The organism is Acinetobacter sp. Res13-Abat-PEC15-P4-01, from assembly GCF_015676285.1.
GTDB classification, from domain to species: domain Bacteria; phylum Pseudomonadota; class Gammaproteobacteria; order Pseudomonadales; family Moraxellaceae; genus Acinetobacter; species Acinetobacter nematophilus.
Window position 1 is genome coordinate 75603 of the sequence record NZ_JADAIN010000001.1, and the last position, 12832, is coordinate 88434.

Annotated in this window: 12 protein-coding genes and 1 pseudogene; 6 read left to right on the plus strand and 7 right to left on the minus strand. The window is 39.3% G+C overall.

What is annotated here, in order from left to right; translation table 11 throughout:
* Positions 1-231: 231 nt before the first annotated feature.
* The gene (locus IMO47_RS00385) at positions 232-561 is read left to right on the plus strand and encodes a hypothetical protein (RefSeq protein ID WP_196074993.1); all 330 of its coding nucleotides are present in this window, start codon (positions 232-234) and stop codon (positions 559-561) included.
* Between the two features lie 94 nt (positions 562-655).
* Here IMO47_RS00385 and IMO47_RS00390 read toward each other — a convergent pair whose 3' ends face one another.
* Positions 656-1249, minus strand: a complete 594-nt coding sequence (locus tag IMO47_RS00390) for a 1-acyl-sn-glycerol-3-phosphate acyltransferase (RefSeq protein ID WP_242052575.1) — start codon at positions 1247-1249, stop codon at positions 656-658.
* 174 nt (positions 1250-1423) lie between these two features.
* Entirely contained in the window at positions 1424-1852 is a 429-nt protein-coding gene (locus IMO47_RS00395) for a hypothetical protein (RefSeq protein ID WP_227552309.1), read from the minus strand.
* 141 nt (positions 1853-1993) lie between these two features.
* On the opposite strand from IMO47_RS00395, the gene IMO47_RS00400 reads away from it, so the two are divergent.
* On the plus strand, positions 1994-2485 hold the full coding sequence (locus IMO47_RS00400; protein WP_196074995.1) for a copper resistance protein NlpE: 492 nt from the start codon (positions 1994-1996) through the stop codon (positions 2483-2485).
* Between the two features lie 92 nt (positions 2486-2577).
* Here IMO47_RS00400 and rhtC read toward each other — a convergent pair whose 3' ends face one another.
* Both rhtC and IMO47_RS00410 read right to left on the minus strand, forming a co-directional pair.
* On the minus strand, positions 2578-3198 hold the full coding sequence (rhtC, locus tag IMO47_RS00405) for a threonine export protein RhtC (RefSeq protein WP_196074996.1): 621 nt from the start codon (positions 3196-3198) through the stop codon (positions 2578-2580).
* Positions 3199-3350: 152 nt separating this feature from the next.
* Positions 3351-6479: a DNA translocase FtsK gene (locus IMO47_RS00410; RefSeq protein WP_196074997.1), complete on the minus strand. Its 3129-nt coding sequence runs from the start codon at positions 6477-6479 to the stop codon at positions 3351-3353.
* Between the two features lie 311 nt (positions 6480-6790).
* On the opposite strand from IMO47_RS00410, the gene trxB reads away from it, so the two are divergent.
* The 4 genes from trxB to IMO47_RS00430 all read left to right on the plus strand — a co-directional run bounded on the left by trxB (position 6791) and on the right by IMO47_RS00430 (position 11042).
* A complete protein-coding gene (gene trxB / locus IMO47_RS00415; protein WP_196074998.1) occupies positions 6791-7744 on the plus strand; it encodes a thioredoxin-disulfide reductase in 954 nt (317 codons plus the stop codon).
* 109 nt (positions 7745-7853) lie between these two features.
* On the plus strand, positions 7854-9404 hold the full coding sequence (locus tag IMO47_RS00420) for a class I SAM-dependent methyltransferase (RefSeq protein WP_196074999.1): 1551 nt from the start codon (positions 7854-7856) through the stop codon (positions 9402-9404).
* 68 nt (positions 9405-9472) lie between these two features.
* Positions 9473-10204, plus strand: coding sequence for a leucyl/phenylalanyl-tRNA--protein transferase (aat, locus tag IMO47_RS00425; RefSeq protein WP_196075000.1), 732 nt, complete (start codon positions 9473-9475; stop codon positions 10202-10204).
* Positions 10205-10226: 22 nt separating this feature from the next.
* Positions 10227-11042 (plus strand): arginyltransferase, encoded by an 816-nt coding sequence (locus IMO47_RS00430; RefSeq protein ID WP_196075001.1) that lies wholly within the window; start codon positions 10227-10229, stop codon positions 11040-11042.
* Between the two features lie 29 nt (positions 11043-11071).
* Here the strand turns inward: IMO47_RS00430 and rimI are convergent, their stop codons facing one another.
* The 3 genes and pseudogenes from rimI to IMO47_RS00445 form a co-directional block, all read right to left on the minus strand.
* Positions 11072-11530, minus strand: coding sequence for a ribosomal protein S18-alanine N-acetyltransferase (gene rimI / locus IMO47_RS00435; RefSeq protein ID WP_196075002.1), 459 nt, complete (start codon positions 11528-11530; stop codon positions 11072-11074).
* A gap of 109 nt (positions 11531-11639) precedes the next feature.
* A complete protein-coding gene (locus IMO47_RS00440) occupies positions 11640-12521 on the minus strand; it encodes a metal-dependent hydrolase (RefSeq protein ID WP_196075003.1) in 882 nt (293 codons plus the stop codon).
* Between the two features lie 218 nt (positions 12522-12739).
* Positions 12740-12832: pseudogene (locus tag IMO47_RS00445) on the minus strand (elongation factor Tu); the annotation flags it as partial.

Genomic DNA, 12832 nt, shown 5'->3' on the forward strand with positions numbered 1-12832 from the left:
GAGAGCGTAGATTAAAACTGCCTCCTCTTATAATAAAATATCGAAATAAAAAACCAATCTTCGGATTGGTTTTAACATTTGAAATAATAAAAAATTTAAACTATCGTACCAATCTGACTGTCGTTTTATTCATCAATTATTCATCTAATTCCGATGATTGTTCAATTTCAATCTATTCTTAATCGGGGATTCATCTTAAAATTTCGCATCTACTCTTGCTACATAGCTGCAATGAAAGCCTTCTTATTATTCAGTGTTATTGTTCTCTTCGCCGGATGTACACTGGGTACATCTCGTGAAATAAAAACCGCGGAAAAAATTCTCAATCAATTCCAATGTAACAATATAGAAAGCGCTGAACTCAATCATAGTGCAATTAATCTTTATCATGAACATTCACTTGCGGTGACTAAAGAAAAAGCCACAGAATATATAGAACGTTATAAGTCAGGAGAGGAATTATTTAAAATTCCTTTAGATGAAGTGGTTCAGCAGCAATATGATATTTATAAGACCGCATGTGAATCACTCGGTGGCGTACAAACGGAAAAACACCAATAATTTAAGACAAACAAAAAAATAGGAATAAGCAAAGTCATTATTCCCATGTAAAAAGCTCAATCAATTGTATTTATCAGATCACGCAAGTTGTGGATTAAAACTCGGCTTCTGGCATAAATCTGGTATCGACACTAAATAAATCAGGATGTTTGGGATTAATCTGCGCATAAAACGCCATGATTTCAGCCATATCCTGCTGATAATCTCCTGTCGGATATACAATTTTACCGATACCGGTTTTCTTCTTGGCATAATCCATATATGCCAATGCAATTGGTACACCCGCATTCATTGCCACATGGTAGAAACCTGTTTTCCACTGTTCTTGTTTGGAACGTGTTCCTTCTGGCGTGACCAGCATCACCAATTTAGAATGCGATTTAAATAAATCACTCATCAACTGAACCATGCTTGGTCGAGCTTCGCCAGTTTTCTTGGGGCTACGATCAATGCCAATTCCGCCCATTGCGCGAACAAAAGGTCCCAAAGGTAATTTCATGTAGCTGTCTTTGATGGTTATACGAACATGAACTCCCAATGCTTTGAGTGCTAATCGTGCATAGAGTGCATCCCAGTTGCTGGTATGTGGTGCAGCGATCATCACACATTGATCAATGTTTAAATCCCAATGGTTATCAATTTGCCAGCCCATCCATCCCAAACTTCGCTCAGCTAATTTTTCGAACACCCTACGCCCCAACAGATAAAATTTGCGCAGGATTGTAGCAATCATCATCCTAGATAAAAATGCAAATTGCTGATAAAACAAACGATTAATATATAAATGTATAAAAATAATTAAAAACTAAACTTGTCAGTAAATCATCCAAATTAAATCAATTTTGCAAAGAATTTGCATATATCAATTTTTAGCTGATTTAAAATACTGAATCCAATGCAATTCACGACAGTGATTATCAAAATGAATGTTTTGCGGATGAATATTTTTATTTGATTGGTGAATGACTTGATATTCGATCCAGCTTTCTAAACATGCTTTCACTTCAAAAAGATGATTGTCCTGTTCTATGCTGTGTTTAAGTTGAGTCCCATCAAGAAAAGTGCAAATTTTGGTGGTCTGATTAAATATTATATCATCCAAATATGTTTGCTCAGACCGTTCAACCACATGCTCTATTTTGAGTCGGTTATTACCTTTTTCTTGATGACTTTGCATATCATAAATACACGCAACGTATTCAGCCAAATGCGTCATAACTTTAAATTGATAGCATCCTACAGAATGAACATCGTAGCCCCACTTGAGTAAGCAGACTACATTAGACTGCATTTCCTTACATAATTCACATTTTTTATCAGTGAGATAGCTTATATTCTTAGCATCTGTTGACATTTCAACCCTGCATTGCATTATGGGTTAATACGACATAAATACAGCATGATATAAAAACTGATCTATTTAGGTGATACGATGAAAAAAACACTCTTGGTTATTTCACTGTTAGGGCTAACTTTAAGTGCTTGTTCTAAACCGACTCATCAAGCATCTGAAGATATTCAAGCCACTGCACAGACTCAAGCGGCTGCATCCCATGAAGCAGCAACGCCAACAATTGATTCCGAGCACAATGCACAAAATAGTTTGGATTGGGCAGGCGAATATACAGGTTTATTACCATGTGCTGACTGCTCAGGAATCAAAACCAAACTGATTCTCAAATCAAACCATACTTATGAACTGATCGAAGAATATGAAGGAGTTAAAGGTGAAGGCAAACAATTTAAGAGTCAAGGCAGTTTTAACTTTGATAAATCAGGATCACTGATCAGTTTAGATAAAAATGCCGATGGACGTAAATATTTTGTGGGCGAAAATATTCTGGAAGCACGTAGTTTTGACACAGGTGAGAAAATTGAAGGTCCACATGCTGAGCTTTATCAACTTACCAAAACGGCAGAATAACGAATGAATCTCAAGCGCTATTGCTCCTCTATTTAAATCGTCACATGATAAAAAACCTGCTAAAGCAGGTTTTTTATCAATTGGCGTAAAGATCAATGGTTGCCTATCAAATAAATCCCAAACAATGTAAATATTCCACCAGACACACCATCAATCCATTTTGAGGCATTTTGATAAGCAGCTTTAAAGCTTGGCAATGAAAAGACAAAAGCCACAAAACTGAACCAAATTAAAGTTTCAATGGAAACAATCACAAATAATAATGAATGCAATCCATCTAAATTTGGATTTGCTAAAAAAATAGAAAAAACACTACCAAAATAAATCACTGCTTTAGGATTGGATAAATTGGTCAAAAAGCCTTTGAGGAAAAAGCGAAAGTTACTTTGTGGAAGTTCAAAATGGTGTTGCGGAGTCAGCACTTTTTTACTCAATGCAGACTTCAACATTTGATAGCCGAGCCAACACAAGTAAATCCCGCCCACCACCAAAATGACATGTCGTAGCCAAGCCATTTTTTCAAAAATAATATTGAGTCCCATGAGTGCGAAGAATGCCCAGAACATCACGCCTGCTGTAATTCCAAGCACGACAAAAATGGATTGTTTCCTTGAACGGCTGATTGCTGTTTGAGAAACAAGGAAAAAATCTGGGCCAGGTGTGATGAGTGCACAAAAATGAATAAAGATTAAAGTGCTTAATGCAATCAACATTTGCTAAATTCCATTTAAAGATGGCTATTTTATATTAGTGTGAAAATTCATGTTTTACCACAGATGTATTTCAGCTTTTTTATATGAACTCTGATTGGGATTTTTTATAAAATAAGTTGCAATCGGTCGAAACCAATTGCAACTTGATCGCATCAGACCAGAATATCTCGTTTACCGTTAGGTCCCTGTTCGCTGACAATCCCCTGCTCTTGCATTTGATCGACAATACGTGCAGCACGGTTATAACCTAGGCTAAACTTACGTTGTAACGATGATACTGACACCTTGCGTGTTTCCAATACAAAGGAAACACATTGGTCATAGAGCGCATCACGGTTTGGATCACCATCGCCATCTTCAAAACCACGTGAGGCAGGTTCCTCGTCGAATGGGGTAAGAATTTCATCAATATAGTTTGGTTCACCACGTTCACGCCATGCGTCACAGATCCGATTGACTTCATCATCGGAAATAAATGCCCCATGTACACGTTCAGGGTCAATTTTACCTGGTCCAAGGAAGAGCATGTCACCATGTCCAAGCAAGTCTTCTGCACCGCCACCATCAAGAATCGTACGTGAGTCAATTTTACTGTTTACGCGTAATGCCACTCGGGTTGGAATGTTGGCTTTAATTAAGCCGGTGATCACATCTACAGATGGACGTTGTGTCGCTAGTAGTAAATGAATACCTGCAGCACGTGACTTTTGCGCCAGACGAGTGATCATCTCTTCCGCCTTTTTACCCACCTGCATGATCATGTCTGCAAACTCATCCGCTACGATGACAATAGAAGGTAGGGGTTGCAAACGTGGCGCGCGTTCCTGTGTAGCAGAATCACTGGCTTTCCACGTCGGATCAATGATATCTTCACCATTGGCAATGGCTTCTTCAACTTTACGGTTGTAGTCTGCCAGCTTGCGAATCTTCAAGAATGACATCAGTTTATAACGTCGTTCCATCTCATTTACACACCAGTTCAATGCACTTACAGCATCTTTCATGTCAGTAACAACAGGCGTCAATAAATGAGGAATATCATTATAATTTGCCAATTCCAATTGCTTAGGGTCAATTAAAATCAAACGTAATTGGTCAGGCGTATATTTTAGCAGCATCGATAATATCATCGAGTTCACTGCGACCGACTTACCTGAACCGGTTGTCCCTGCAACCAGCATGTGTGGGGCTTTACCTAAATCAGTAATCACCGGATTACCTGAAATATCTTTACCCATGGCCATTGAAAGTAATCCATTTGGATCTTTGAATGCAGGTGTCTCGAGTAATTCAATCAAACGTACCATTTCACGGCTGCTATTTGGCACTTCAATTCCGATATAAGGTTTGCCCGGGATAACTTCAACAACACGCACTGAAGCCATAGACATTGAACGTGCTAAATCTCGTGAAATATTGGTTACTTTAGATGCTTTGACTCCCGGCGCAAGATCCAGCTCAAAACGTGTAACTACAGGTCCAGGCTGCGCTTCAATCACTTTTGCTTTGACATTGAATTCTTGTAGTTTAATTTCTAGCAATTCAGATAAGCGAGAAAGTTGCTCAGCTGTAAAGTTGACCTTTTTATTTGGATCAACTTTATCCAGCAACTCAAAGCCAGGCAAAGTAGGCAGATCACGACGCTTTTGTGCAACTTGCATTGCACGTGACATAGGTCGACCGAACGCATCTGTCAATGGTGCATCCAAATCGAAATCGTCTTCTAATTCCGCAAATTCACTATCCAGTTCATCTAGAGGTTTACCCGCTGTTTCTTGCCATGCCTCTCTAAAGGCATCTTTATTGGATGAAATCAAAGATTTTTCTTCTTCACTCACCAAGGTTGATGCGGCTAAATGGGTTTGAATATTGGCACGGGTAAACGGCGAAGATTGGGCATAACTATTGGTGGTCCTTGCCTCAGCTGTTGTTGTGTGTTGAATGGATGCCGGTTCAGGGTGCGTTATTTCATGCGTTTCAGCAAGTTGATCATCGGCAAGTGAAGCAAGCTCATCCAGTTCGTGGGCTAAACTTGATGTCGCCACAACAGTTGGTGCAACTGCACCGGCAACATGGGAAAAACTGCTCGCAGGCTGAACGGTATCTGTTGATTCAACTTGCGTATGTGCTGTATCCACATTAAATGGTGTATGAATATCTGTTGCGGTCTGCCCATTTGGAACCACCGATAACAATTCATCAAACACTTGATCATCATCCCAGTCTAGTGAAGATTTTTGCTGCATCTGCGGCTTGCTTATCACCTCAGCAGCATGTGAATGGGGCAAATGATCTGAATATTTATTTTCATTTTGATCTTCTGAAGCTCTGAGCAGTGCATCGATATCACGATTGTGATCCTGATCTTGACTCAATGCTTTCCAAACCTCACCTGAGGAAACCGTACGTTGACTGTCCTGCTCTAAACGATGCGCCTTTTCCAACGTGCGTTCCAAGGCTTCATCATCGATAATATCTTGATCAAACGGAATATCCGGGTGAGCTTTATGCTCTTGTTCAATCATGTCGTCAAACAAACGCTCGGCCGTTTGATTATGTTTAGTATTTTTAACAATTAAATGTTCTTTCGGCTGTTGGTCTTGATCAGCCTCAGTAAACTCTGCCTGAGGGGTAATCGGCTCTGCTTTATGCGAATGCGCTTTACTCTTTTGTGGTGAGGTCAAATCATAGGCTGACTCACTTTCAGGTACATTTTTATAAAATAAATCTTGCAGATATGCAGGTGTGGCTTTCAACATTGCCCATGTTTTATTCCACTGGATTCCAAAAGCCAAAGTAAATAATACAATGAGTAAAATCAGGATAAAAACGACTGCACCATAGATGGTCATCAGTTGAGATAGACTTTGACCTAACTCATAACCAATAATCCCACCTGAGGCATTTGCCAATGTATCCGCAGGCACATTCCACAACAAATACAATAAACTCGATGTCGCCAGCAAAATGAAAAATTGAGCAGCATAACGAAATGGACGACTCACAAAGCTGCGTGGCCACCATACCTGTATGGCTTCAATAAACATAAAGACAGGGATAAGTAGACTTGCCCAACCTAAGAAACCAAACAATAAATCAGCAATCCAGGCACCTGCAACACCACTGGCATTTGAAACCTGTTGCGTATCACTGGAAATATGCATCCAACCTGGATCAAATGGGGTATAGGTCACTGTTGCAAGAAACAGATAGATCCCAAATGAAATCAAGAAGATTGTTGTTAAAAAGCGCTGTGCATAAACATTTGACACCGCAGTCATATACGATCCTGTAACCAATTATTCAAATTACTCTTTTCTGAAGCTTTTAAGCTTTTCTTGAGAGAAGAAATTTTTATATTATGCACCTGTTCTTAAAAAAAAGATGCACTATTATTTACTTGTGTTGTAAAGCATTGTTAGAAATTTAAAGTTTTATTTGCATGAAAATGCTCAACAAACTTATTTCGTCTTTCTATATAGCTCAATTCGATTTAGATGATCAATATTATCGACATTCAAGCCACACCACTTTGACTAAGTTTCACGTATAATTCGGGCAATTGCTATATTTTTTATAAAAAGGATGACTTATGAGCGCTCGTCACTCTCGGTTGATTATTCTCGGTTCTGGTCCTGCAGGTTACAGTGCAGCAGTATATGCGGCACGTGCCAACTTAAAACCAACATTGATTGCAGGTATGCAGTTGGGTGGTCAATTAACCACAACGACTGATGTTGAAAACTGGCCGGGTGATGCTGAAGGTTTAACAGGTCCTGCATTGATGGAGCGTATGCAAGCACATGCTGAGCGTTTTGGTACTGAGATACTCTACGATCACATCAATGAAGTTGATTTGAAAGTGCGTCCATTCGTACTCAAAGGCGACATGGATGAATACACTTGTGATGCTTTAATTATTGCGACTGGTGCAACAGCACAATACTTAGGTTTGGAGTCAGAACAAGCCTATATGGGTCAAGGTGTAAGTGCTTGTGCAACCTGTGATGGTTTCTTCTATAAGAACCAAAAAGTCATGGTTGTGGGCGGAGGTAACACTGCGGTCGAAGAAGCCTTGTATCTTTCCAACATTGCTTCACATGTGACGCTTGTTCACCGTCGTGACAAATTACGTTCGGAAAAAATTCTTCAAGACCATCTCAATGAAAAAGTCAAAGAAGGAAAAATTTCGATTATCTGGAACCATCAAGTCGAAGAGGTTCTCGGTGACAGCAACGCAGGTGTTACTTCTGTACGTCTTAAATCAACTCAGGATAACTCAACACAAGATGTTGAGGTTTCTGGTATGTTTGTGGCGATTGGTCATAAACCGAATACTGCAATGTTTGAAGATCAACTTGAGCTGCGCAATGGCTATATTCAAGTCCGCAGTGGTACAGCAGGTAATGCAACAGCAACATCTGTTGCAGGTGTATTTGCTGCAGGTGATGTGGCTGATGATGTGTATCGTCAAGCGATTACGTCAGCAGGTTCAGGCTGTATGGCTGCACTGGACGCAGATCGTTACTTAGATGGTTTAGAATAATTGCCTTATTTTTGTAAAAAGAAACCGCCTACATGGCGGTTTCTTTATTTTTGATTTATAAATAAACAAGATCAATGATTTTAAATAAACATCAATTATAGGAAAAAAGATGACAACAACGTGGACCGATGGCTACCAGACTGAAGTAAATTACACCTATGGCTATTACAAGGACCTTAGTCCCAATTATCAGAAATTTTGTTTATTGCTCAATGGGGTAGATTGCCCACCTGCCAAAGATGATCATAAACATTGTGAATTAGGTTTTGGTCAAGGGGTCAGTCTGAATATCCACGCCACCTCCAGTTTTGGGTTATTTTTTGGTACTGACTTTAATCCTGCACACGCGGCACACGCCAATGTCTTGGCTGAGCAGACGCAAGTTCCGCACCATTTTTACGATGCCAGTTTTGAAGAATTACTGAATAAAGACCTCCCCATGTTTGATTCCATCAGCCTACACGGTATTTGGAGCTGGATCAGTCATGAGAACCAACACATTATTCTACAGTTCATTCGGAAATTTCTAAGCCCGAACGGGATTGTCTATATCAGTTATAATTGCTTAACTGGTTGGGCAGCCAACATGCCGATTCGAGAGTTATTTCATAGTCATTTTAAATTTAACAGCACCAGCACCAATCCACTGCAAAAAGTAAATGACTCACTTGAGTTCAGTGAAGCCTTACTCGCTCAAAATCCATTGTTTGCACAACGCAATCCCAATGCACTGAATAAAGTCCAAGACTTAAAAAAACAAAATCCAAATTATCTGGTTCATGAATATCTCAATCAAGATTGGCAATGTTTTTCATTTCAGCAAGTGGTTCGAATCCTAGAAGAAATTAAACTGACCTATGCAGGTTCAACGGACTTAAATACCCATTTAGATAATATTAATTTTAGTGATCAGCACCAGCAGTTTTTAACGACCATTGAACATCCGATCTTTAAAGAACAATGTAGAGATTATTTTGCCAATACTCAATTTAGAAAAGATCTCTTCATTCGTGGTAAAAATACCCTTACCCCGTTGGAAATCCAACATCGCTTGAGAAATACGGCTTTTGTACTCTTGATTGCACCTGAAAAGCTACCAACCACCATTGCTGGCTATTTAGGTGAGTTCGATTTACTCCAAGAGGTTTACCAACCGCTAGGCGCATATTTTAAAAAGTCTGACTATCAACCACAGACCCTTGCTCAACTCGAACAAGTCATGCCAGACATTACTTATGCCAAACTGTTAAATGCCTTGGTCATTTTATGCCACTTGGGTTTAGCTCAACCCTGTCAGCAAGAATTATCTGAGCAAAGAACCCGTCAGGCCCAGAAATTAAATCACTACTTCCTCGAACAAGCCAGCTATCATACCAATTATCAAGTATTGGCATGTCCACTGACGGGAATAGGCATTCCAAGTGATCAGTTTACCCAACTTTTCTATCGAGCCCATTTTGTAGAAGGCTTAAATTCTGCAGCAGAATTTGCTCAATATGTTTGGGATGTCCTCACACAATTAAGATGGTTAGTTCTGGATCAACAAGGTCAGCCTGTTTCTGATACAGAAACCAGCCTCAAAATTATTGAAGAAAAAGCTCAGTTTTTTTTAGACAGCGATAAACTCAAAATTGCGAAACAATTGAAACTTTTTGCATAGCATCTATTTAGACATCCCTGCTCAAGATCAGCTAAGATAAAGCTGATCTTTTTTATTGATGATATTCCGTGAACTCATTACCACCTTCACAATTTATTTTCCCAGATCCAATAGAAGCTGATCCAGACGAGCAAGGATTAATTTGCATAGGTGCAGATTTAGATCCATCAACACTTTACGAAGCCTATACGCATGGTTTGTTTCCGTGGTTTTCTGAAGGTGAGCCGATTTGTTGGTGGAGCCCCGAACCACGATGTATTATTCGCCCTCATGAGTACAAGCCCAGCAAATCACTGCTGCGCAATATGAAAAAGTTTGATTATCAAATCACCATTAATCATGCTTTTGAACAAGTCATTCGCTCGTGTTCCCTGCCCCGTCAATATGCCGATGAAACCTGGATTTCTGAAGAAATTATTCAAGGCTATTGTCAGCTTTTTCAGGCAGGTTATGCTTATAGTGTTGAAGTGTGGCAGCAAGACAACATTGTGGGTGGACTGTATGGTGTCAGTATTGGGCATGGTTGTTTTGGTGAATCCATGTTCAGCACACAAACCGATGTTTCCAAAATGGCATTTTATGCCCTCATGCTCTTAGGTCGCGAAAACAGTTTGCCCTGGATTGACTGTCAGTTGGTCAATGATCACTTAATCAGCTTAGGTGCTTGCACACTTTCTCGCCATGAATATCTTAAATCGTTACAAGATGTAATAAAACAGCCCCCTATAGATTGGAAAAGTTATCAAGAGCGTGTATTTTCAAGTAAAACAATAGCGAATTTTTCGCGCTTAATGGAATGAAAATAAAAGGAGGGGCTGATTTATGAATTCTTATCATCCTAAGTCCCTATTGAATGACTTACAGTACTATATTACCCCACCACATGATTGCAGCTATCTGGAAAATAAATCTGCACGTATGGTTTTTCTTGATCCTGTACATCGCATTGATGTGGTCACGCTTTCAGAACTATCCCGTGTGGGTTTTAGACGCAGTGGAGACTTTGTTTATCGCCCTGAATGCCATCTATGTCGCCAATGTTTATCTTGTCGTGTTCCAGTTTCTGAATTTGAAATGACCAGTGCACAAAAAAAAGCATGGAAACGCAATCAAGATCTCACGGTCAGAATTATTTCCACCCAAGAGGCGAACCAAACACATTATCAGCTTTATGAACGTTATATTATTGAACGTCATGCTGATGGTGATATGTTTCCGCCCAGTTATGACCAATTTGAAAAATTTTTAATCCACAGCTGCACCAATAGTTTCTTCCTTGAACTATGGAAAGATGACCGCCTAGTTAGTGTATCGACTTGCGATCAACTGGATGATGGCATATCGGCGGTATATACCTTCTTTGATCCTAGTGAAAGTAAGCGCTCACTCGGGGTCTTTGCGATCCTAAAACAAATTGAATATGTAAAATCGTTGAGCTTGGATTATGTCTATCTGGGCTATTGGGTTCCACATGCCAATAAAATGAATTACAAATCCCAATATGCCCCTTTTGAATTATTATTAGATGGACAGTGGCGCCGCATTAATCGACATTTGGATGCCAAGGAAATCCAAGAATTAGGCGATATGCTGATGACCACACTGCCTTCTGAATGGAATGAGCCGATTGTTAAATAATCGGCTTGAGCTGTTCTATTTAAATCATTTTATTTAAATAACTTCGAAAAATCATCACTACAGGTTTTGACCATAATAATGGCATGTTCACGACTGCCATCTTTATGAGGATAATAATTCTTCCGTAAATCAATCTGATGAAAGTCTGATTTTTCATACAAAGCAATGGCAGCTTTATTTGACTCACGGACTTCAAGAAAAATTTGTACTGGGTTATTTTTTAACAAAGCAATAGATTCTTCTAAAAGTTGATAACCTAATCCCTTCCCCTGCTGACTTGGATGAATGGCCATGAGCAATAAATTTGCTTCATCTAGCACAGGCTGTAAAATACAAAACCCAACCACTTGCTGGTTCCGTACAATCACTGTACTCACATAACCGGTCAGTGATTCTTCAAACTGATTTTTTTTCCAAGGATGGCTTTGTACCTGGTTTTCAATTTCAACCACTGCTTCTAAATCTGAAGCTTGCATTAAACGAATCATCTTCGTTCATTAACTCAAAATAAAAAAGAATTATATGAAATTCATGGCATAAGTCGAATAAAAAAGAGCAACAAATGTTGCTCTTTGTTGAATACCGTTAGTGATCCAATCACAAACCTAATTTTGCTTTCCATGTTTCAAGCAAACTGACTGTATCCAAATCATTTGGATGAAATCCAGGTTTAAAATATGCCAACATTTCTTTGGTCATTCCCGTAATAATACCTTTTGATGGGCTATAGGCATATTTATAAATGATGCCAAGTTCTTTTAGGTTAAGCTTTCCATCATCTTTCAGCAGTCGTACGACAAATGAGGATTGCGCCATAAAGATCAACAGCATTGCAACAACCAGCGCTGTTGTACGTAATCCGTAAGCTTTAATACCTTTACCGAAAACGGCTTCATAAACATCATAAGCCACCGCTTTATGTTCATTTTCCTCTACCGCATGCCAATACCACATATATGACATGGTTGGATCTGTCATCAATTTTTGAATATGCTCATTGACCAATAATTGAGATGCGATCGTTGCAGTAAAGTGTTCCAATGCTGTTGTCGCAGTCAAATCCACCATTTCTTGAGTCATACCAAATGGTTTAACAGCTCGCGCAAACCATTTACGGGCAGCTTGAATCAGCACGCCTGTTTCGCGCTCATACTTCTCAACATCGTGTCCAAATCGTTTTGCAGATGCATTAAAGTTTTCATGCTCTTTGGTGTGCATGGCTTCTTGACCAATAAAAGCACTGATTTCTTTTTGCAATGCTTCATTGTCTTTAATTGCTGGGTGATAACGCACCGCACGTACAGAATCGATAAATAGCTTTTCACCATCGGGGAACAAAGCTGATAATGCCGTCATGAAATGGGTAATACCTGCCGAATTATCCGCCCAATATTCAGGTACGTTGTCAAAATTAAAATCCATACGACGTACAGGGAACGTTGCACCAGCACGATTTGAAATATTCACTTTTGCATTCATTGCAGTTACTCCTATTAAGTGAGCTATCACTTAAATTCTTTATGTTTGTTTTTCTCTTTCTTTATCTTACTTTTTTATAATTTTTGGATAATTGCAGATTAGGTCACACAAATATCAGTTAAGGACAGCTTTAGGCTGTAATTGTCTGACAATTTATAAATTTTATTTGTGCCATAAAAAAAGCGCCCCATAGGAGCGCTTTTTTACACAATCAGCGATTATGCAGTTACTTTAGCAACTACACCAGCACCAACTGTACGACCACCTTCACGGATCGCAAAACGTAGACCTGGGTCCATTGCGATTGGGTG

What these genes read in the sequence shown, in the direction of transcription:
- IMO47_RS00385 (WP_196074993.1), top strand. Translation starts at nt 232, where the DNA reads ATGAAAGCCTTCTTATTATTCAGTGTTATTGTTCTCTTCGCCGGATGT.
- IMO47_RS00430 (WP_196075001.1), top strand. Translation starts at nt 10,227, where the DNA reads ATGAATTCTTATCATCCTAAGTCCCTATTGAATGACTTACAGTACTAT.
- trxB (WP_196074998.1), top strand. Translation starts at nt 6,791, where the DNA reads ATGAGCGCTCGTCACTCTCGGTTGATTATTCTCGGTTCTGGTCCTGCA.
- IMO47_RS00395 (WP_227552309.1), bottom strand. Translation starts at nt 1,852, where the DNA reads ATGCAGTCTAATGTAGTCTGCTTACTCAAGTGGGGCTACGATGTTCAT.
- rimI (WP_196075002.1), bottom strand. Translation starts at nt 11,530, where the DNA reads ATGATTCGTTTAATGCAAGCTTCAGATTTAGAAGCAGTGGTTGAAATT.
- rhtC (WP_196074996.1), bottom strand. Translation starts at nt 3,198, where the DNA reads ATGTTGATTGCATTAAGCACTTTAATCTTTATTCATTTTTGTGCACTC.
- IMO47_RS00440 (WP_196075003.1), bottom strand. Translation starts at nt 12,521, where the DNA reads ATGAATGCAAAAGTGAATATTTCAAATCGTGCTGGTGCAACGTTCCCT.
- IMO47_RS00410 (WP_196074997.1), bottom strand. Translation starts at nt 6,479, where the DNA reads ATGACTGCGGTGTCAAATGTTTATGCACAGCGCTTTTTAACAACAATC.
- IMO47_RS00400 (WP_196074995.1), top strand. Translation starts at nt 1,994, where the DNA reads ATGAAAAAAACACTCTTGGTTATTTCACTGTTAGGGCTAACTTTAAGT.
- IMO47_RS00420 (WP_196074999.1), top strand. Translation starts at nt 7,854, where the DNA reads ATGACAACAACGTGGACCGATGGCTACCAGACTGAAGTAAATTACACC.